Source organism: Dapis hubbardiae BLCC-M172 (genome assembly GCF_050016015.1).
Lineage (GTDB): Bacteria > Cyanobacteriota > Cyanobacteriia > Cyanobacteriales > Microcoleaceae > Trichodesmium.
Genome location: NZ_JBNHEQ010000158.1, coordinates 18177 through 39792, shown reverse-complemented (window position 1 = coordinate 39792; position 21616 = coordinate 18177). Strand labels below are relative to the sequence as shown.

Here is a 21616-nt window from a genome sequence, read left to right as displayed (position 1 = left end):
AACACTATATATAGCATTTAAAAACTATAACGTTATAGATATGTAGTGTTTATAATTGAAAAATCTCTAAGTCTTGTAAATGATACAAAGGAATAGGGAAGAGCGAAAAAAATAACCCTTGACTGATAAAAAAACACTATATATAGCATTTAAAAACTATAACGTTATAGATATGTAGTGTTTATAACTGAAAATACTTAAGTCATAACTGATACATCTGCAAAAAATTTTTCTACATTTCTTTAGAGGAAATCACTTTCTCAAACCTCAAAAGACTTTCTTCTTGGTAGAATTATTAATATTTGTAAAAAAACTGAGTAAGGAAGTAAAGAATGCGAGTTGCGATCGCAGGTGCAGGATTAGCAGGAATGGCCACTGCTGTAGAATTGGCTGATGCTGGGCATCAAGTGGAAATATTTGAATCTCGCCCTTTTGTTGGAGGGAAAGTAGGGAGTTGGGTCGATGGAGATGGAAACCATGTGGAAATGGGTTTGCACGTTTTCTTTGGCTGTTACTACCAACTTTTTGATTTAATGAAAAAAGTGGGAGCCTTTAAAAATCTCCGTCTCAAGGAACATACTCACAATTTTATTAATAAAGGGGGTAAAACAGGTTCTTTAGATTTTCGCTTCCTGACTGGAGCGCCTTTTAATGGATTAAAAGCTTTCTTTACCACATCTCAGCTCTCTGTGCAAGATAAGTTACAAAATGCAATTGCCTTGGGTACCAGTCCGATAGTTAGAGGTTTGGTAGATTTTGATGGGGCAATGAAAACTATTCGAGATTTGGATAGGGTAAGTTTTGGAGACTGGTTTCGTGGGCAAGGTGGCTCTGATGGAAGTATTAAGAGAATGTGGAATCCTATTGCTTATGCTCTGGGGTTTATTGATGCGGATAATATTTCTGCTCGATGTATGTTGACAATATTCCAATTATTTGCTGCTAAGACAGAAGCATCTGTGTTGCGAATGTTGGAAGGTTCTCCTTATGAGTATCTGCACAAACCTATTGTTGATTATTTGGAGGAACGGGGCACTAAGATTTTTACTAGACGACAAGTTAGGGAAATACAGTTTTCTGAGAATGATGGAGAAACTCGTGTTAGTGGAATAGTTGTAGCTAATGGGGATACGACAGAAACTATTACTGCTGATGCTTATGTTTTTGCCTGCGATGTACCGGGTATTCAGCGCATTTTACCGGAAGCTTGGCGGAAATGGCCGGAGTTTGACAATATTTATAAGTTAGATGCGGTTCCTGTAGCAACAGTACAGTTGAGATTTGATGGTTGGGTGACAGAGCTACATGATAAAAACCAACGTGAACAATTAGAGCGTGCTGCTGGTCTTGATAATTTACTTTATACTCCAGATGCTGACTTTTCTTGTTTTGCGGATTTGGCATTGACAAGTCCGGGAGATTATTATCGCCAAGGGGAGGGTTCTTTATTACAGTTGGTATTGACTCCTGGCGATCCTTTTATTAAGGAGAGTAATGAGGCGATCGCTCACCATGTGTTAGAACAAGTCCATGAATTATTTCCTTCATCACGGGAATTAAATATGACTTGGTATAGTGTGGTGAAGTTGGCTCAGTCTTTATATCGGGAAGTTCCTGGTATGGACCCGTATCGTCCGAACCAACAGACTCCGGTGCCTAACTTTTTTCTGGCAGGTAGCTATACTCAACAGGATTATATTGATAGTATGGAGGGGGCAACTATTTCTGGGAAGCAAGCTGCTAAGGTAATTTTGGCGAATGTTGAAAATATTTTAGGGAGTAGTTCAACAGTTAATAATTAAGGTTTTTCTAGGGTAGCTATAGATAAATTAATTGGGGTTTGCTGAAAAAGTCTTTTTGAAGGAGTAGGGGAGCGGGGGAGTAGGGGAGTAGGGGAGAATTTTTCTGCCCAACTATGCACCAGAAATGCTAACTTTTTGAGCATTAAGAGCTAAAAACCAGGTACTTTGTTAAGACCTACAAATGCTAGAATCTTTATTTGTCAATAGTTTTATATTTAATCAGCAAGCCCTAATTACTACACTTAGGAAGTTCATAATCTTTGTATAGCAATAGTTATGTGAATAGAAAAAAGCAATTATAATCAAGATGGATTTTTATTTGGTTTAATTATCTGCTATTTAAGGGTTTAGAGCTATTTCAATTACTAAGAAAGAGGCTATAACCAGTCTAGGAGAGGCATAATTAATTATTAATTATTACCTCTTCTGATAAATAAGAGGATTTGCTCAAGGAATTTTTTTCTTTTTTCTCTATGAATGGAGAGGGTTTATACCTTAATTTTTTGGTAATGGAGGAAAGTCTGCTCTCTAGGATGTATCTGCAAACTTTTATAAAGGCAGTAGGGAAATATGTTTTTTATACTCAGTCAAATTACTCAAGAAATAACAAGGGGATAAAATGTTTCTTCGGAAAGCCTAATTTATCGTGTTAACCTGCATCGCAGTTTTTCTATTTTTTATTTGTCTTGAAGTTGCTCACATGGATATAATTTTAGCTCAAGGAAATCTACAAAAGGTAACTATTTGTAGTCCTGATAACTCGGATTAATGTGCAACTATTACCAATGGGAATAAACTATGGGTAAAAAACATCCAGTGACAAGTTAACCTTGCGCACAATTTGGAAGTAGGGGCTTAAATAGGGTTTGTTGAAAAAGTCTTATTCTGCTTGATTTCTCGCCGCTTTAGTCAGAAAAACTCCCGTTTGGAACAGCATTTTACGGCAATAATAAATCCCACAATTTGTCAATTTATTGGCTTCAGAGCAGATATATTCAAGAATTGCTATTACATCTGGAGATTCTTTAATTAAATTTTGCTGACATCCATACAATTTGCATCACCTCCTTAGTTTTAGATTAGCCAAAAATCAGCTTTTTTTTATTAAGAATAATGACGGGTTAAAACCTGTGTCGTTTGCTCCGCAACGCTAGCGCGAAACGATGACTATTGATTTTAATCAATGGCTAACTCTCACTTCCTATTTTTAGGTTTTTAGTTATGATTTTTTTTACAAGGGCAGAAAAATCAAAGGATAATTCTTACTTCTACTTTCTTGATAATTTAATGTCAACAGCAAACTACGGGTAGAATGAGTGACTAAAAAGTTAGGACTTTGAGTGAACAAGTACAGAAAGATACAGGTACAATTATTATTCCTCATTTCTCTGTCTCCCCACACTTCCTACACTCCCCACCCTTCCTACACTGTGCTTTTTTCAGTAAACCCTAATTTAATCATTTTCTTAAGCATCCCAGCAGAGGTGATGAGTAGTGAAATTTTACTTCTATTGCGTATGGAGCAATAGTTCAAACATTTTCTGAAGCACCCCAGCAGAGGTGATGGGTGGTGAAATTTTACTTCTATTGGGTATGGAGCAATAGTTTAAACATTTTCTGAAGCACCCAAGCAGAGGTGATGGGTGGTAAAATTTTGCTTCTATTGTATGGAGCAATAGTTCAAACATTTTCTGAAGCACCCCGCCAGAGGTGATGGGTGGTGAAATTTTCCTTCTATTGCGTATAGAGCAATAATAGATTCATTTTCTGAAGCACCCCAGCAGAGGTGATGGGTGGTGAAATTTTGCTTCTATTGGGTATGGAGCAATAATAGATTCATTTTCTGAAGCACCCCAGCAGAGGTGATGGGTGGTGAAATTTTGCTTCTATTGGGTATGGAGCAATAATAGATTCATTTTCTGAAGCACCCCAGCAGAGGTGATGGGTGGTGAAATTTTGCTTCTATTGGGTATGGAGCAATAATAGATTCATTTTCTGAAGCACCCCAGCAGAGGTGATGGGTGGTGAAATTTTCCTTCTATTGCGTATATACTCACGGGATGACAAGTAAGATTAAAACCTTATTCCAAAAGCTTTTCAGTCAACCTCTCTCCAGAAAAAATTAGCAGTTAGGATGGGCTATTAAGGTACTGACTGGCGATCTACTCACCTAAAATACCCTATATTGTAAAAAATAAAAAAATGAACTTCAGTATTTCCAGCGTCCTTATTGCAGAGATACTAATAACTGATAACTAATAACTAATAACTAATAACTGAAATGACTGATTGGCTAGAACATAGTGTACAGATAGAGGTAGCTGCCCCAATTGATTTAGTGTGGAGTCTGTGGTCTGACTTAGAACAAATGCCACAATGGATGAAGTGGATTGAATCTGTTGAAGTGCTTAAAGATAATCCAGACTTATCCAAGTGGAAATTAGCTAGTGGTAATTTTGAGTTTAGCTGGCTTTCTCGAATTGAGAAAATAGTTACCAATCAAATTATTCAGTGGGAGTCTGTGGATGGCTTACCCAACCGAGGTGCCATCCGTTTTTATGACCGTCATGGTAGTAGTATTGTTAAGCTAACTGTAGCTTATGGAGTTCCTGGGTGGCTAATAAAAATTATGGATAATTTATTTTTAGGGAGGATAGTAGAATCTACTTTAATGGCAGATTTGGAAAGATTTCGTGATTATGTTATTGCCATAGAACAGAAGGAAAAAGAAGGAAATTAAGTATCAATTTCCAAAAACATAATTTTTGCTGGGAAATTACCAGTCCATGTCTACAGAAAGGTTGATAGTCATTTGTTTTTCTCCAGGAGGAACTGCTGTTATACAAGCACAAATAGTTTGACCATTATCTAATTCTACTTCGCAAGCATGACAAGAACCCATTAAGCAACCTGTGGGAATTGTTACTCCAGCACGTTCAGCTACTTCTAGCAGCGGTTCTCCTGCCTCTGCATCAACAGTAATTTTATCTGGCAAAAAAATTATTTTCATCTTTGGTTTAATTTGGTTTGATGACCTACTTGATAATTTTGATATAGCTTTCATAATTCAGCTATCAGCTTTTTGAGTAGAGATAATTGCTCATTTATAATAGACATTTCCAATAATCAAAAATCAAATTAATTATCCCACTATAAACATCAATTATTAGCCTCTACTCCCTACTCCTTACTTACTAAAAATACATATTTCCAATAATCAAAAATCAACATCAATTATTTTCCCCTACTCCCTACTCCCTACTCCCTACTCCCTACTCCCTACTCCCTAATTCTTAAATATTGGTTTTAAATCTAGGTGATTATTGACTTGATCTGTAATTGAATCCAAAATCACTTCTCGTTGTTCTCTATAATTAGCAATACCAGTAGGTAAACCGTCTAGTCCCCGTTTTTTACGCAAGAGATTTAACCAAGAACGACGCCAAGGACCATTATCAAATATTCCATGTAAATAGTTACCCCAGACAGACTTATAGCTATTAACAAAACCTAAATCATAATCATCAAATAAAGGTTTAACTATGTCTGGTTTTATCACTCTAGTTCTACCTTGATGAATTTCATAACCTACTACTGGTAAATTTCCTAAAGGGTAATTAGCAATAACTTGTCGCTGCCGAGCAATTTTTTTAGGAGTAATTACAGTTCTTAGTGGTAGTAATTCTAGTCCTTTATATTCTCCTTTTTTTCCTTCTAAACCTTGAGAATCAATTAAAAGTTCACCAAGCATCTGAAAACCACCACAAATTCCCATTACTGTACCACCAGATTCTTGATAATTTTTGATGGCTTTTGCCATACCAGTTTTTTGTAATACTAATAAATCGCTAATAGTAGTTTTAGAACCAGGGATAATTATGGCATCAGGATAACCCAAATTATCATCAGGATTAAGATATTTAAGTTTAACACTAGATTCTGCATCTAAAGGCTCAAAATCCGTAAAGTTAGAAATTCTTGGTAATCTAATAATGACAATTGTAATGTCAGTTGTAGATTTATTAGAACGTTGTTCTAAAATACTCAAAGAATCTTCAGCCGGAAAAGCTTCATTAATCCAAGGAATCACTCCAACAACAGGAATATTAGTTCTTTCTTCTAACCACTGAATACCTGAATCTAAGAGAGACCTCTGTCCTCTAAATTTATTAATTATTATTCCTTTAATTAAATCTTTTTCTTCTGGTTCTAGTAGTTCTAATGTACCAATAACATGAGCAAAAGCACCCCCTCGGTCAATATCAACTACTAAAATTGTAGAGGCGTTCAAATACTTAGCCACTCGCATATTAGTTAAATCTCGGTGCTTCAGATTTATTTCTGCAGGACTACCTGCTCCTTCACAAACTATAATGTCAAACTCTTGAGATAAAATTTCTAAAGATTCTTGGATAGCCTCCCAACCAATATCAAAATATTGCTGATAATAATCTATAGCTCCTACTGTACCTAATGCTCTTCCCTTAATAATAACTTGGGAAGTCATATCTCCTTGAGGCTTTAATAAAATTGGATTCATTTCTATTGCAGGAGTCACACCTGCGGCCCAAGCTTGTACTGCTTGAGCATGACCCATTTCTCCTCCAGTAGATGTGACATAGGAGTTCAAAGCCATATTTTGTCCTTTAAAGGGAGCTACTCTCCAACCGCGACGTGATAAAATTCTACAGATGGCTGTAGTGATTAGAGATTTCCCAGCATGGGAAGTGGTTCCCACTACCATAATTGCTTGCATAGCTTTTTTTTATCAGGAAGAATGAATTATATAGGTATACTCCCTGGACTCAAGTCACGGGGATTAACTTTATAGTTTTTGTCTCTTAAACCCTAGTAAGTAATCGGATAAATTCTTATTATCAAAAAAAGAGGGTATGTGCCTCCCCTTTTAAGGGGATGATAAAGAATAAATTTCATTATTTCAAGCCTCTGAGTTTCCGTTTGTCATGCTGCGCAAACAGCCAATGGATAATTGATAATGGATAATTGATAATGGATAATTGATAATTGATAATTGATAATTGATAATTGATAATTGATAATTACCTCTCCCTTTTAGGGAGAGGATTGACGAATAAGGAAAAGATTTATTTTTTTCCCCTTGAAAGGGGAGGCTTCAAGGCGTGAATTATCTAATTATTTAATTGCTTAATTATTAATTATTTCGGTAAGGAATAAGGAAGAAGGCTTTAGTTATCTAGGAGAGAAGGAAGAAGAAAAGGAAAAACCTTACATAAGGTGTAAATATTTCCCCAACTTTTACAGGACGCGACCATACCAGCGGACATGATATAAGGGGATAAAAAAAGAGAATATTCCTGATGTCAAGCCTCCTTGTTGCAGAAGTATTGATAACTAATAACTGATAACTGATTAGGTTTAATTTTGTGGGAGGTGCTAAAAAGACTAACTTAGACTTCACTAATACACATCTCTAACAATAAAAAATTAAATTAATTATTGTGCATAAATCATCTATTGTTTTCTCCTAACTCCTCTTTTATGTAGATATCTATGTTTCAACCCATTATTATCCTTAATTTTCCGATGATGTTGACTGGACAATTAGCATCTAAATTTACTTGAGACTTTCACTTTTGCCATCTCTACAACAACCTCCATTTCTAAACAGGAAGTCTAAACCAACGGTTGATGAAATTATTAAGGCGATCGCTGATAGTAGGTTGAGGCCAATTTCCATTTCCAGTATATTTTTTAACTAACTGATGACCTAGGGGAGTGAGACGAAAACTATCTGTTATTCCTTGTCCATCAACTTCTCGCCTGAGTACGCCTACTTGGATTAGCCATAAAAGATAATCTTCAGCAGCTAATTCTGATAAAAGGGAAACTGTGTAATCATTTCTCAAGCCTGCATCAGAAGATATTGATTTTAATCCCACACTTTGAGAACTCATTGTTACAAATAACTTTAGATTAAATGGACTACAATACAGCGCTCTTTCGGCTCTTTTTTCAGTATGAGTGGGGTATTGGAGTGAAATTAAGTTTGGAGATTCTACGGAGGCCATCTTAATTTTATATATCAATAAAGTTTATATTTTCAAGTTAACAAAGATTATAGTTTAATATCTATAGGACTTACGCAAAGACTATGGGTATAGTGTTCAAAACTATAACGTTATAGTTTTTTGAATCTATATCTATGAAGCAATCCTATTTTATTTGTGTATAAGTATCTTACCGCTTTTAGGGAATAGGGAATAGGGAATAGGGAATAGGTGGAAGTTTCATCTTTTTGATTACCCGCAACCTATTTAGAATTGTTATATAGTACCTCTGCGTAAGTCCCGATCTAATTAGGACTTGCTGAAAAAGTCTTTTTTAAGGAGTAGAGGAGTAGAGGAGTAGGGGAGTAGGGGAGTTTAGAGGAGTAATTTTTTTGTTTAACTATGCGCCCAAAATCCTAACTTTTTGATTTTTCGGGAACCGTGCATAAAGAGCTGAAAACTAAGGTATTTCAGACATAAAAAGGCTAAAACCTTTATCTGTCAATGCTTTGATATTTAATCAGCCTGCCCTAATTAATCAACTATTTTGAACCTATATCATATAAACGATATTTTTGATGTTATCTAAAACACAAGAAGAGATTACATTACAGTAAGCAACATGAGTTAAAACTTTATTTTTTCTAATCATCCAGTCCAGAAAATAATTTGGCAAATATTTAAAAGTAAAAAGTTTTCAAGGATCGCACAATCTCTTAAAATAATAAAAAGAATATGAGGCAATGCTCTGAAAGTAAATCTGTAAAGAGCTAGAACTTATTAGACAATTGTCATCATAAAATTTTGAAGCATTAGGTACGCTCCATAAAACGTCCCGATAGCACTGTGTAACTTTTGTCTAAGTTTTAAGGAGAAAAAACAAATCTATGGCATTATCTGTTGGCACTAAAGCACCTGAATTCACTGTAAAAGATACTAATGGCAAAACTGTTTCCTTATCTGATTTTGCTGGTAAAACAGTAGTTATGTATTTTTACCCTAAAGATGATACTCCTGGTTGCACTAAGGAAGCTCAAAGTTTCCGGGACAACTACGCTGAATATCAAGGCAAAGATATGGTTGTTCTTGGTGTAAGTATGGATGATGAAGCTTCCCACCAAGCTTTCACTGAGAAATATGGTTTACCATTCCAACTTTTGGCAGATGTTGATGGTACTATCACTAAAGCTTATGATGTTGAGGGTGGTGGATATTCTAAGCGTGTTACTTATATTATTGATGCCGAAGGAAATATTTCTCATGTTGATGATAAGGTGAAAACTGATAGCCATGCTAAGGATATTTTAGCAGTTATCGGCGCAAAATAATCAGGATTTACGCATAGATACTATATATAGGGTCAAAAAACTATAACGTTATAGTTTTGAACACTATATACATTGTCTTTGCGTAATTTATAATAATGTTTTGCTAATTGTTTAGTATTCAAGAGATTTTTTCATTTTAAGCTTGGTTACTTAGTAGGGGTTTACTTTGAAAACCTCTATTTTTTTATTAGACATCTCCGGAAAATAAATAAACCTTTTAGTTATATTAGCTAAAGAAAGAAAAAGTCACGATAAAAAATACTTTTTCCTTTTTTTCTCAAACTAAAATAAATAGCTGAATGCTGACTGCTAAATGCTAAATGCTTGTATTATATAATACCTAATTTATTGGATTTGAGTCTCAAACCGGATGGAAAATCGAAGATTTTTCAATCATAAATTATCATACAAACTTTTAAGATTTTAGGGAATAGGTGAAGAGTGAATAGGGAATAAAAATTTGATAATGCCAAAAACTTTGAAGCGATGGTGAATAAAGAACCGAGTTTTATCCCTCAAACAGTTTTAGTGTTTTCGCCTGTCACCGATATGAAACACTTCATAACATATTTACCTAGCATTCTGAAGCAAAGAAAAGTAAAAAGTCGAACTTTGCGTTAACAATTTTATAGATTGGTATGTTGCATATTATATAGCAATCCTATTTTATTCGTGGCAAAAATTTTATTGCTTTTTAGGGAACAGAAAACAGGTAACAGGTAGAAGTTTCAACTTTTTTATTTACTTTTGAATTACCGACAACCTATTTAGAATTACTACAGTGTCTTTGCCTAAGTCCTAATTATTTTTAGTTTTAATTTAATTAACCCCAACTCTCAGGAAATAGTGAAGAGTTGAGGTAGTTTTTCGAGCAAATTAACTTTAGCCTTACGTTAACTAATAGTCTTATCTCTTTGATCAAATTTTTGACTTTTGACTTTTGACTTTTAACTTGATTAGGCGATCGCCGACTCTTGAGTACGAGCAAAAATCATTCTACCTGCAGAAGTTTGTAAAGAACTGGTAACAATAACTCGTACCTCATCACCAACATATCCACTACCAGACTCTACAACAACCATCGTACCATCATCTAAATAACCAATACCTTGAGAAGGTTCCTTACCTTCCTTACGAATTTTAATTTCAATAGTATCACCAGGTAAATAAGTAGGGCGCATTGCCTGAGTCAAATCATTAATATTTAGTACAGGAACTTTTTGTAAATTGGCGACTTTAGACAAATTGTAATCATTAGTTAACAGAGTACCATTAATTTCTAGGGCAAAACGAACCAACTTAGCATCTACTGTAGAAATTTCTTCATAGTCTCCAAAATGGATTTGAATTTGAGAAGGGTAAACCTCTTTAAGTCTATTTAAGATGTCTAAACCTCGTCTACCTCTCACTCTTTTTTGATCGTTAGAAGCATCAGCAATAAGCTGTAGTTCTTGTAAAACGAAGTGCGGTACAAGAATTTGACCCTCCAGAAAACCTGTTTCCAATAAATTTTCTATTCTGCCATCAATAATACAGCTAGTATCCAAAATCTTAGTAGCAGCAGGTTTAAGAGTTCCTTCTGCTACCAATACTGCATCTAGACTGTTAGGATTAATTAGCCGTAAAAAACCACGCCCATGAGTATCAGCAACGTTAACTCCTGTAAAACCTAACATTACACTGCCTAAAACTGCTACAAGAGGTTTAATAAAACTAAACTCCTGGGGAATAGGTAGTAAAAACAGTGGCGCTAACATTAAGTTTGCCACTAATAGTCCTATAACTAATCCTATCGCCCGTGTTAATAATAAGTCAACAGGCATCTGTCTAACTTTTATTTCTACTCGCCGATATGTAGTTTGAAATACTAATCCGACTACAAAGCCAATCAAAGATGTGAAGGCAGATAATACTGAACGTAAGCCTTCGATGTTAGTAACTTGTAGTAGTACATTGGGTGGAAGTAGTTCTATGCTATAGAAACCTATTCCTGCTCCAGCAAGTACAAATGAAATGATAATTATTGCGTCAAGCATTTTTTGAGTTTGTTTTTTTGTTTTATAGAAGATAGGACTTACGCAAAGACCATCTATATAGCGTTCAAAACTATAACGTTATAGTTTTTTAACTCTATATATAGTACCTCTGCGTAAGTCCTGGAAGATATAGATATTTCCCCAGAAGGTACTCACCAATAATGATTGAGAACCATAATTTTTGGGCTGCTCAATGTTGTCTCTATTATATCTTTACAGTTGATGTGCCATTCTTTACGGTTCTCTTTTTATTAGGTTTTAACCTCATTGAGACTTGGTAACAATTAATAATGTCGCTTCCCCTTTACAGTTACTACTAAAGTACAAAATCTATTTTATGAACAAAACAATGTGATTATTTTTACTTGATTTGTCATAGAAATTTCTCGTGCATTACTGATTTTATTTAGGATGACTGTAAAATACTTATACCAAATAAATCAATTAAATAAGATTACAAATAACTAACTCGAATTAGTTGCTTACTAAAAGCTAGATTTACCTAAAATTAATAATATTAAAAATTACCTAGCATCCATTACCTAAAACTTATTTGTAGCATTTTTTTATTTATGGTTTGCTGATTAAATCTAAAAGCATTTACAGATAAAGGTTTTAGCCTTTTTAAGTCTTGAAAAAGTACCTGGTTTTGAGCTGCTTCATGCACGGTTCCCGAAAAATCAAAAAGTTAGGATTTTGGAGTAACGCGAGGCAGAAAATCAAGGGATAATCATTCCGGCTGCCTGCTAGCTCCCATACCCATTCCTTCTGACTACTGACTCCTGACTCCTACTCTCACCCATAAGACTTTTGAGCGCAAACCCTATTTATAGTTTTCACTTTAATCAAACATATAATTTCTAACTGGATTATCAGCACAAGAGCATAGATGTCTTAATACTAGAGTATGTCTAGTCGAGGTAAATGAAAAAATTAAATTTGTAAGTGCTTTTTTTTACTTTCTACTTAAGTAATATTTCTACCCCCTCAAGAAAGATTATTTTTCTGATTTACCGTACTACTACTCCTCATTAAATTCATAATTGTTTAAGATAGTTTTATAAATAATAATAGTTTGTAACTTTGTTTAATAGTGAAAAGGCCAATCGGAAAATACTGCATTCCTAGTTCGGCTTATGTCCATATCCCTTTTTGCCGACGGCGATGCTATTACTGTGATTTTCCGATCTCTGTAGTGGGTGATGGTAAAAAAGGTGATAATTTTTCTCCGATTCAAGAATATGTGGAGGTAATTTGTGAGGAAATAAACATTACAAAGTCTTTTTGTCAACCCTTAGAAACTATTTTCTTTGGCGGTGGTACTCCTTCCCTGTTATCAGTGGGTCAATTAAGTCGGATTCTAGATACCCTAGAACAAAAATTTGGAATTATGGCCAATGCTGAAATTTCTATAGAAATGGACCCCGGAACTTTTGACTTGGAACAGATAGAAGGATACAAATCCCTAGGAGTAAATCGAGTCAGTCTGGGAGTACAAGCATTTCAAGATGATTTATTGCAGCTTTCTGGGCGATCGCACAATGTCTTAGATATTTACAAAGCAGTAGACACATTGCATCAAGCGGGAATTGTTAATTTTAGTATCGATTTAATTTCAGGACTGCCACACCAAACCTTAGAACAATGGCAAACTTCTTTAGAAACTGGAATAGCTATTTCCCCAACTCATATCTCCAGTTATGACCTTGTAGTAGAACCAGTTACAGCTTTTGGACGTTATTATCAACCAGGTCATGCTCCTTTGCCTACAGATGAAACGGCGGCCCAAATGTATCGAATGGCACAGCAGTTGATCTCAATTTCAGGATATGAACATTATGAGATATCTAATTATGCCAAGCCGGGTTATCAGTGTAGCCATAATCGAGTTTACTGGGAAAATCGCCCTTATTATGGTTTTGGTATGGGTGCAGCAAGCTATTTAGAAGGGCAAAGATTTACCAGACCGCGCACGCGGAAAGAATATTATCAATGGGTGTTATCGTTTCAAGGTCATAGTTTAGAAAATCAGGGTATTGATACATCGAATCAGGATTGTTTGTTAGAAACACTGATGTTAAGATTCCGCTTGGCAAAAGGGGTGAATTTATTAACATTATCTCAGCAGTTTGGTCAAGAAACTGTAGAAAAATTATTAATCTATTTACAACCCTATCAAAAATTAGGGTGGGTCGAATTTCTTAATCCAAAAGGTGTAGCAACCCCTTTCTCTAATAACCAAGAACTTCCGATAGAGGGATATTTGAGATTGACAGATCCTGAAGGTTTTTTGTTCTCCAATACTGTTTTATCAACGTTATTTAGCAAACTTAGTAATTCTATCAGTATCGACTGCTAAATTCTGAGTATTTTTACTGGGAAAATACTAGGTTTAGAGTGGACAACTTAAGTTAAATTAATTTTCTTCAACAAAAGTAATTAAAAATATACTTAAGCGATCCCTATCCGTTTATAATAATTTTATTGGCGCTCAAAGATATCAATATTCAGTCGGGTTGCTAATCGGCAGCAAAAATTTAGAGGGGATTTAAAGATTGTGACTATAGCACTAGATAGACTACCAAAAAAACAGGAACAAAAATTTCTCTGTTTCTATGTGAATACTACTCACAAGATGCAAATTGCTAGAATTAGTAATGTTGAAAATCAATATTGGGAACGTGCAGTTTTTCCGGGAGAACGTTTCTTATTTGAAGGAGTTCCTGAAGCAGAATTAGAAATTCATCAAGCTCAAGAAAATGGTGAAATTAGATGTGAACGTTTTTTGTGTCAAGATTTGAAAGTTGATGAGTAAGCAATAGTTGGAAATTGCTAAAAGTTACTTTGACTAAGTTACATTGGAATAAGCTAATACGCATTTAAAATGCGTATTAGTAAGTCAAAAGTCAGAAGTAAAAATTAATGAGGGTTTTCTTGTTAACTAGGCATACAACACATAAATGGTTTAAATGCCTAACAGCTTAGTTAGTGATTGATTTTTTTTTTGACTCATCACTAACTATTTTTATAGGTCAAGTATAGTTAACTTATAAAGTTTATAAGTATACTGAATAAAATTATCAAATCTATATAGTAATCCTAAAATTGAGAGTAGGGGAGTAGGGGAGCGGGGGAGTAGGGGAGTGTGGGGAGATGGGGAGATGGGGTGTATTAGATATCTGCCACTCATCCCATCATCAAATCAATTATTACCCATTTTTTATCAATTAATTCTCCCTCCAACCTATTTCTTGGAGATACGGTTAGGGCTTCTATAAAGAGAAACTTTGATAAAAATATATTCACTGTATAATTTACTTATACCAAATTCGGGTATAAAAGTAGGTTTGTCCGATAGCTTACTCTTATACCAAATCTCGCCAATTCTGCCTACATATTCTTGAGAGTAGTGAGTAGGGTTTCTAGAAATAATATATCTTCACTTAGCACCTAGAATCATTAAAAACATTATTGAAGCTTACTTATTTAAACTCTATCCTTAACGGCGGGATCTTATTGAAGTGTTGAGGAAATAATTTCTCTTTAAATACCCAGAATAAAAACTTTTAGGAACATGGAGTGAGTGGGGAGTAGGGAAAATTTGTTTACCCAGCATTCCGCAGTAAAATATACTCTCTTGAAAGAAAAGAATATTTTTATGACTAATTCATAAGACTTGATATTACTCTAAGAGGTTGAATGTATCAGGAAATATAAAAAAAGAAGATAGGGAACAGGCAACAGGGAACAGGGAACAGGGAATAGGCAAAAAAACAATTATTTGTTATCAAGAAATTCACTCTTATCTGATTGACTATGAATAGTCATACCTCCTCCATATCTAGAGTTATTTTAATCCCTTATCTTATTCAAGCTAGTTGATTGAGTTGTGAAACTTTTTTCTTAAATACTTATTTTATAAACAGTCTCTAAAAGCTTATAGATTATAATCCATCGGTGATTTATGTTTGTCTGAATTTATGAAGTTTTTTAGCTTCTTTCTCTCCCAATAAATTTATTTATTAGCTTATATCATGTCCGGATAATTAGTGATAAAAAAAACTTTCTCCTTTTTATACTTTACTTTGTCCTCTCTTCCCTCCTGACTCCTCCCTCCTTATTTATAACTATTCAAGCGGACATGATATTACAGCAAAAGTCATCTAAAGATGACTAAAGGTAGCTGATTTATTAACAAGCTATCACTATTCAGCTATTAGATAAAATCGGCGTTTTTCAGGCTCCCACAAGAGTTTTAAAAAGCCCGTGGTTTGCGTTTATGGGGGTTTTAATTCCCCATCATACCCCTTGAGAGCTGTTGCCTGACCGTTGAAGGCTGACTGCTATTTCAAGACAAATTAAAAATTATTTTTTCATCAATAGTCTTCTTGTCAAAGAAGTTGATAACTTATTAGTTATAAAATTTATTTCGGGCTTCCTGATTAAATATTAAAGCCTTTAAAGATAAAGATTTGAGCCTTTTTATGTCTGTAAAAAGTACGAACTTTTCAGTCAAAACGGTTCAAAAACTTAGCATTTTTTGCTCAAAATTACAGAAAAATCAAGGGATAATTCCTCCCACTACCTCCTCTAAATTCCCTGTTTATCCTGACTCCTAAAACTCTATTTCTACTCTGACTACAAAGTAGAGATTTTCTCAAAAAATCTCTAGTCTTATAATAACTTTACCAATGCTTCAGCTAAATATTCATATTGGGAAAAACTATTATAAATCTGAGCCGAAATTCGTAAAAGTCGCTTCCTTTTATTAGACCAAGGAATTATCGGCACCTCAATTCTAAACTTCTCCCACAAATCGTTTTGTAAAGGTGAAATCAACCCACCATAAAACTCATCCACCCCCTCATCAGGCAATTTCACAACTGCCATTGAACCAATCATTTCATCCGGACAACAATCAATTTTTATTCCCAACTTTTCCTGTAGTAAATGTCTAGCTACCAATACCATAGACTTATTTTTTTCCATTAACTCTAACCAACCCCCAGGCAACAATGAACCCATAAACTTAATTGCTTCTGGTACACATAAATAAGCAGTTGGATCGTCCGTACCTACCCAATCAAATTTTAAGTGAAATCGTGACTTATCTGTTCGGGTAGAATTTGCACCATGACTAATAGTTAAAGGATGAATATTCTCTTGTTTATCTTGACGCACATACAAAAAACCAGCACCCTTCGGCGCACATAACCATTTATGACAATTTCCTGTATAATAAGCTGCCCCTATTTCCTCTAAATTAAGTGGGAGCATCCCTACTGCATGAGCGCCATCTACTAATGTATCGACCCCTCGTTTAGTTAATTCTTTTACCAGTTGTTTAATAGGAAATACAAATGCTGTTGAACTACTAACATGGTCAAGTAATGCAAGTCTTGTTCTTGGTGAAATATGTTTGATAACTGCTTCGACTATTTGTTGAGGAGACTCTACAGGAAAAGGTAGGGATGCCACTATCACTTTTGCACCTACGCGATCGCTAACAAAATTCAGCGCATTGCGACAAGCGTTATATTCTTGGTCTGTGGTTAGTAACTCATCGGTGGAGGAAAAGTTGAGGGAGCGCAACACTGCATTTACCCCGGTGGTTGCATTTGGCACAAAGGCTAATTCCTCTGATTTGGCACCAACAAATTCTGCTAACTTCTCTCTAGCTTCATCCAGTAGAGTTTCAAACTCCCGAATAAAAAAATGTACTGGTTCTCTTTCCAACTTTTCCCGCAGTTGGGTCTGAGCTGTCAACACTGGCAATGGACAAGCTCCAAAAGACCCATGATTGAGAAAAGTCACATTTGGGTCAAGAGACCAATATAAAGACCACTTATTACTATGTTCGTACTGAAACATAAATTTATTAATTCTATAATTCTGAGGCTAAGATTTTAGTAGAAAAATAGAACCACTAAATATCTCCGCTTCCAGAACCTAAAATTTTTAAACTCCCCGGGCAAGATTCGAACTTGCGACCAATCGGTTAACAGCCGACCGCTCTACCGCTGAGCTACCGAGGAATGAATGTTTGCTCGTTTCCTGAGCTACGATTACTTATTATAGTAGTGATTCAAGATATTTTGCAACCCCTTTTTATATCTTTTTTTCTTATCTTTATTATAAGATAATTTAATTAATTAAATTTGACTTTCAGAAAATTATGTGATAATTAACTATTTATTTTCCCATTCTCAGTTCAGCTAGGCGCTTTTGAGATTCTGGATCTAAGTAACTAGCTAGAAAACGCCTTGATGTTCTTTTGCCTCGTTGACATTTACTCCGGACACGACTTGCTACACTTTCAACATCATGGGCAAGTTGTTGTGAAGACATCCACTCCGCACCATAACCAACCACAGTAAGCTTTTCATCTCTATCTGAAGTAGCTACGATTAACCTACTTTTAGACAAATGTATCTCCTGGCGAAGATTAGCACAAGCCTTCTCGATATATGTATCTGCTGTCTGACCAAACTCTGTATAATAAACTGATAATTTATCAGTAATAATTTCTTTTGTAGTAGGAGTATATTGGTATTGGGAATCAAATACTATCTGAGTATTTAAGTCCTGACTAGCACTGTAGTTTACCAGAGCCTCAATCAAATCTCTTCTGGCTGTTTCTAAGCCGTGAAGATTACGAATTTCTCGGATACGAGGCCATAAACCAATGACATTATAGCCGTCTACAAGCAGAATAGTTTGTCTTAAAGGACGTGACATGACTCAAGGTGATAATTATTCAGAGAATGTTAACAAATACTAAGTTAACATAACTCCGATCTAAATTTTATAGTTATAAGTACCCATGCCAAATTCATTAATGGATAATGGATAATGGATAATGGATAATTGATAATTGATAATTACCTCTAGTTAAAACCATTAGATTGAATATAAGGAAATATGCTAGCACTTTCCTCTTGGTCTGGTCGATTGGATATGGCGTTTAGCGTTGTGCGGAACGCTAAACAACCACTTTTTTTCCTTGAAAGGACAGGCTAATAAAGCTTAATTATTTAATTAAAATTAATAATTATTAATTATTCAATAAGGGAAAAAATCTACTTGTAGACTTTAATAGGACTTATATCATGTCCGTTTATATCCTTTGTGTAAACCCAAGCCTAAATATCTACAGGAAATTTAAGTTTTTTTCTTGATATTAAGCCTTGCTACCTGTTCCCTGTTCCCAGTTAAGTGTTCCCTAACTTTGCTATACAATACTGATGCTAGCGGAAATGATATTACGCAAAGACCATATCTAGTTTTCAAAACTATAACGTTATAGTTTTTTGACTCTATATCTAGCACCTCTGCGTAATTCCTGTTTAAGTAAGTATAGCTAAGTATAGTCAAATTAATTTTGCTTAACTACTTAATTATTTTAATCAGAGTCGAACAGATTGATTAAATTTTAGGAGATTGAAGCATTCCCCATTGTAAGATCAACCAAGGAATTTTAAAGTCAGGAATGAGCCAAGCATATTTTCTCAAGCCAGGGATAGCATTAGGTACTATAAAACGAAGAGAACGTAATGAAACTGGACGTTTACCATGTTCATCAACTATTCTATACTGTTGAGCTAATTCAGCTACAATTTGTACTTTTCCTGTTAAACTTATAGTATTTTTTTGCTCTAATAAAGAAGCAATGACCCTTCCAGTCAACAAAGGTGTTTCCCAATTGTAATTATCCCTGAAAGTAACATCTTGAGATTGAATATCATCCTGATTATTGAAACCTTCAGCAAATTCCAACATATGTTCCGTGCCGACAATTCCTGGCCAAATGGAAACTGATGTGATATTGTCGGGTTTTAATTCTACTGCCATGTCTGCTGCCAAACGGTCACAGGCCGCTTTTCCCACTCCATAAGCAGCCCCAAAAATATAAGACAGTCCTCCCCAAGAGGAAATAGTACAAATAAGTCCTTGTTGACGCTGACTCATTAAACGAGCAGCAAAAACACTTGCTATATAATGGCTACGCAGACCAACATTATTAATAGCATCCCAAAGACTCGGAGTGTTTTTCCAAAATGGTTGACCATAGGCATTAGCGATCGCTCCTACTCCAGAAAAAACGTTATTTACTAATAAGTCAAGTTGCCCATTTTGTTCGGTTTCAATACGTTCAAATAGTAACTTTACCTGCTCATCATCACTATGGTCTATTTGAACAGGAATACAGATACCACCTACTTTTTCAACTTCTTGTTTGGTTTCTAAAAGTGTTCCAGAAACATTGTCACTAGAAATCGTATTAGTATTAAGTGACCGTCCTGTAATATAAATAGTTGCTCCTGCTTCCCCTAAACCAATAGCAATACCTTTACCAATACCTCTAGTTGCTCCGGTGACTAAGGCAACTTTACCCAAAAGATTTTTCGTCATCTCAATCTATCTGAATAGTAAGTAACCTGTTAAAAATTAATTTAACATTTGTAAGTAGGAAGTAGGGAATAAAAAATTGTAATGGTGTATAAGTAGTGATTTTTTTTTAATTAAGTGGGCTAGAAAATACTATTCCTCTAAAACTAGGAATTAGATATATTTTCTGTTGTTTGTTGCCTTCTGAAGCAGTTGCCTGCGTCCACAATAAATTACTATAGTCATTTCAAAATAAGGATGAAATACTTTTTCGGCTGAAACTCTTTCACAGTAATTAATTCTCCTCTCAATCTAAACTGAAATGACTATACATATACACATATACAGGATTACCTAAAAATATACTTGTATACAGCAATAGTGGTGCTAAAAATAATTTTTCCTATCTATTCGCCTAACCATCAAAATATACAATTAATTTGTTTTACCGAAAAATAAAGGTATAAAGCCTCTCCTTTTAAGGAAAAAAATCCTTTTGCTCTATCCTCTTATATATAAGAAGAGGTAATTATTAACTACTTAGTCTAGAAATGCCTATCACTTTATGAAAGGATTTTCCTCGTTAGTTTCGTACTTTACCCTCCAATGGTTATCCGAGTGAACAGATAGTTTTACTGACACTTGCCGAACAGAGGAAGTATATTTTAGCCAAAAGTATGTCAGGGCTACTTTTGACAAAATTCTTCAATGCTCGCTCGCCATTTACGAGACAGTCGAATCTGGATCATTTTGTCACATGAAACCAACTGTTTTATGAATACAAAAACTTTTTACTGTCCAGTTATTAATTATTAATTATTAGATTGTTGAACTACTTACCTAGAATCATCAACACCTAATATTCCTAACATCCTAAAGTTTAAACTTAAAGGCTTAGTCCAGAGGCGATCGCTTAAGATGAATCTCTAATTAAACGTTGCTTCAAAAGTTCAGGACTACCTTGATCTACTACTTGGCCTTTATCTAAGAGAAATGCTCCATCAGAATAATCCAACTCATTTAAGCGATGAGTAACCCACAGAGCAGTAATACCTCGCTTTTTGACCAAACTTTGAACCTGACTCACCAAATCTAATTGACTATCTGGGTCAAGTAAAGCTGTAGGTTCATCCAAAAGTAAGATGTCACAATTACGGGCAATAGCTCCAGCAATAGCAATTCTTTGTTTTTGGCCCCCACTCAAAGCATATATAGGTCGGCGTTGTAATTCTAATAAATTTACCGCACTCAAGGCATCTTCTACCCGATTACGAATTTGAAGTTGAGACAGTTTCTCTTCAACTAAGCCAAAAGCCACATCTGCTCCTACTGTAGGCATCACAAGTTGATGGTCAGGATTTTGGAAAACAAAACCTATTTGCCCTTCAAAATGAATTGTTCCAGACTGAGGAGACAAAAGTTTGGCCAATAATCTTAACAAAGTTGATTTACCACTGCCATTAGTACCCAAGAGCATCCAAAACTCTCCCTTGGGTACTTGTAGAGAACAAGAGCGTAATACTTGGCTGCCGTTAGGCCAATTAAAACAAATATCCTCTACTAAAATTGCTGGATCAGTAACTTTAATAGTTTTATCCTTTGGCTTCATTGGGTAGAGCGACAAAACCAGGTGGTCTTCCAGTAGCAGCAGCACCAGATTTCTGGGAAATTTGAACACCAGAAACTTCACTGATGACTACAGCAATCTTTTTCTCAGGCATTTTCTCACAAGTAAGTTCTAAAACTTGAGGGTTTCCAGAGCGAATAGACTCAAGAACTTGTTGATAAACAGCCTCAGCATCCTCAGCGGACTTACGTTGTACTGAAAATGGCACAGGGGTGTATTTAACAATTATGTCAATAGTAAACATCTTTAAATTATTAGTGAGCTTGAAGGGTAACTTTCTCCAGTTTTAACTCCAAGCAGTATAACGAGAAATTTCTAACCTTGCGGATAGGGCTTCTTGCTTCAAAAGCTGTTTACCTCTCAACATACATTTTTACCACGATATGCCCTATCCTAGGTATTTCTT

General features: G+C 35.0%; 14 protein-coding genes and 1 tRNA gene. 5 read left to right on the top strand and 10 right to left on the bottom strand.

The window, feature by feature from the left end:
- The first annotated feature begins 332 nt into the window (after window positions 1–332).
- Window positions 333–1802, top strand: coding sequence for a 9,9'-di-cis-zeta-carotene desaturase (zds, locus tag ACP6PK_RS13820; protein WP_426560095.1), 1470 nt, complete (start codon window positions 333–335; stop codon window positions 1800–1802).
- 2281 nt (window positions 1803–4083) lie between these two features.
- The gene (locus tag ACP6PK_RS13815; RefSeq protein ID WP_426560094.1) at window positions 4084–4542 is read left to right on the top strand and encodes an SRPBCC family protein; all 459 of its coding nucleotides are present in this window, start codon (window positions 4084–4086) and stop codon (window positions 4540–4542) included.
- Window positions 4543–4578: 36 nt separating this feature from the next.
- On the opposite strand, the gene ACP6PK_RS13810 is transcribed toward ACP6PK_RS13815, so the two are convergent.
- The 3 genes from ACP6PK_RS13810 to ACP6PK_RS13800 form a co-directional block, all read right to left on the bottom strand.
- Window positions 4579–4812, bottom strand: a complete 234-nt coding sequence (locus tag ACP6PK_RS13810; RefSeq protein ID WP_094673790.1) for a 2Fe-2S iron-sulfur cluster-binding protein — start codon at window positions 4810–4812, stop codon at window positions 4579–4581.
- Window positions 4813–5088: 276 nt separating this feature from the next.
- The gene (gene cobQ / locus ACP6PK_RS13805) at window positions 5089–6558 is read right to left on the bottom strand and encodes a cobyric acid synthase CobQ (RefSeq protein WP_426560093.1); all 1470 of its coding nucleotides are present in this window, start codon (window positions 6556–6558) and stop codon (window positions 5089–5091) included.
- A gap of 886 nt (window positions 6559–7444) precedes the next feature.
- Entirely contained in the window at window positions 7445–7852 is a 408-nt protein-coding gene (locus ACP6PK_RS13800; protein WP_426560092.1) for an Npun_F0494 family protein, read from the bottom strand.
- 866 nt (window positions 7853–8718) lie between these two features.
- On the opposite strand from ACP6PK_RS13800, the gene ACP6PK_RS13795 reads away from it, so the two are divergent.
- Window positions 8719–9159 carry a peroxiredoxin gene (locus tag ACP6PK_RS13795; protein WP_426560091.1) on the top strand — a complete coding sequence of 147 codons (441 nt, stop codon included), beginning with the start codon at window positions 8719–8721 and terminating at the stop codon, window positions 9157–9159.
- A 956-nt stretch (window positions 9160–10115) separates the two neighbouring features.
- On the opposite strand, the gene ACP6PK_RS13790 is transcribed toward ACP6PK_RS13795, so the two are convergent.
- On the bottom strand, window positions 10116–11195 hold the full coding sequence (locus ACP6PK_RS13790; protein ID WP_426560090.1) for a PIN/TRAM domain-containing protein: 1080 nt from the start codon (window positions 11193–11195) through the stop codon (window positions 10116–10118).
- 1093 nt (window positions 11196–12288) lie between these two features.
- On the opposite strand from ACP6PK_RS13790, the gene hemW reads away from it, so the two are divergent.
- Window positions 12289–13554, top strand: a complete 1266-nt coding sequence (gene hemW, locus ACP6PK_RS13785; protein WP_426560089.1) for a radical SAM family heme chaperone HemW — start codon at window positions 12289–12291, stop codon at window positions 13552–13554.
- Window positions 13555–13752: 198 nt separating this feature from the next.
- Window positions 13753–14010, top strand: a complete 258-nt coding sequence (locus ACP6PK_RS13780) for a DUF1830 domain-containing protein (protein ID WP_094670896.1) — start codon at window positions 13753–13755, stop codon at window positions 14008–14010.
- Window positions 14011–15869: 1859 nt separating this feature from the next.
- Here ACP6PK_RS13780 and ACP6PK_RS13775 read toward each other — a convergent pair.
- From ACP6PK_RS13775 to ACP6PK_RS13750, 6 genes are all read right to left on the bottom strand, one after another.
- Complete coding sequence (locus tag ACP6PK_RS13775) at window positions 15870–17066, bottom strand: aminotransferase class V-fold PLP-dependent enzyme (RefSeq protein ID WP_426560088.1); 1197 nt, start codon at window positions 17064–17066, stop codon at window positions 15870–15872.
- Window positions 17067–17158: 92 nt separating this feature from the next.
- Window positions 17159–17230, bottom strand: a tRNA-Asn gene (locus ACP6PK_RS13770).
- A 157-nt stretch (window positions 17231–17387) separates the two neighbouring features.
- Entirely contained in the window at window positions 17388–17933 is a 546-nt protein-coding gene (locus ACP6PK_RS13765) for an NYN domain-containing protein (RefSeq protein WP_426560087.1), read from the bottom strand.
- Between the two features lie 687 nt (window positions 17934–18620).
- Window positions 18621–19607, bottom strand: coding sequence for an SDR family NAD(P)-dependent oxidoreductase (locus ACP6PK_RS13760; protein WP_426560086.1), 987 nt, complete (start codon window positions 19605–19607; stop codon window positions 18621–18623).
- A gap of 889 nt (window positions 19608–20496) precedes the next feature.
- A complete protein-coding gene (locus ACP6PK_RS13755) occupies window positions 20497–21192 on the bottom strand; it encodes an energy-coupling factor ABC transporter ATP-binding protein (RefSeq protein ID WP_426560085.1) in 696 nt (231 codons plus the stop codon).
- A complete protein-coding gene (locus ACP6PK_RS13750; RefSeq protein ID WP_094672566.1) occupies window positions 21176–21454 on the bottom strand; it encodes a UPF0367 protein family in 279 nt (92 codons plus the stop codon). Before ACP6PK_RS13750 ends, ACP6PK_RS13755 begins: the two co-directional genes overlap by 17 nt.
- Window positions 21455–21616: the final 162 nt, after the last annotated feature.

What these genes read in the sequence shown, in the direction of transcription:
- ACP6PK_RS13795 (WP_426560091.1), top strand. Translation starts at nt 8,719, where the DNA reads ATGGCATTATCTGTTGGCACTAAAGCACCTGAATTCACTGTAAAAGAT.
- ACP6PK_RS13755 (WP_426560085.1), bottom strand. Translation starts at nt 21,192, where the DNA reads ATGAAGCCAAAGGATAAAACTATTAAAGTTACTGATCCAGCAATTTTA.
- ACP6PK_RS13775 (WP_426560088.1), bottom strand. Translation starts at nt 17,066, where the DNA reads ATGTTTCAGTACGAACATAGTAATAAGTGGTCTTTATATTGGTCTCTT.
- zds (WP_426560095.1), top strand. Translation starts at nt 333, where the DNA reads ATGCGAGTTGCGATCGCAGGTGCAGGATTAGCAGGAATGGCCACTGCT.
- ACP6PK_RS13810 (WP_094673790.1), bottom strand. Translation starts at nt 4,812, where the DNA reads ATGAAAATAATTTTTTTGCCAGATAAAATTACTGTTGATGCAGAGGCA.
- ACP6PK_RS13750 (WP_094672566.1), bottom strand. Translation starts at nt 21,454, where the DNA reads ATGTTTACTATTGACATAATTGTTAAATACACCCCTGTGCCATTTTCA.
- ACP6PK_RS13760 (WP_426560086.1), bottom strand. Translation starts at nt 19,607, where the DNA reads ATGACGAAAAATCTTTTGGGTAAAGTTGCCTTAGTCACCGGAGCAACT.
- cobQ (WP_426560093.1), bottom strand. Translation starts at nt 6,558, where the DNA reads ATGCAAGCAATTATGGTAGTGGGAACCACTTCCCATGCTGGGAAATCT.
- ACP6PK_RS13790 (WP_426560090.1), bottom strand. Translation starts at nt 11,195, where the DNA reads ATGCTTGACGCAATAATTATCATTTCATTTGTACTTGCTGGAGCAGGA.
- ACP6PK_RS13815 (WP_426560094.1), top strand. Translation starts at nt 4,084, where the DNA reads ATGACTGATTGGCTAGAACATAGTGTACAGATAGAGGTAGCTGCCCCA.
- ACP6PK_RS13765 (WP_426560087.1), bottom strand. Translation starts at nt 17,933, where the DNA reads ATGTCACGTCCTTTAAGACAAACTATTCTGCTTGTAGACGGCTATAAT.
- ACP6PK_RS13800 (WP_426560092.1), bottom strand. Translation starts at nt 7,852, where the DNA reads ATGGCCTCCGTAGAATCTCCAAACTTAATTTCACTCCAATACCCCACT.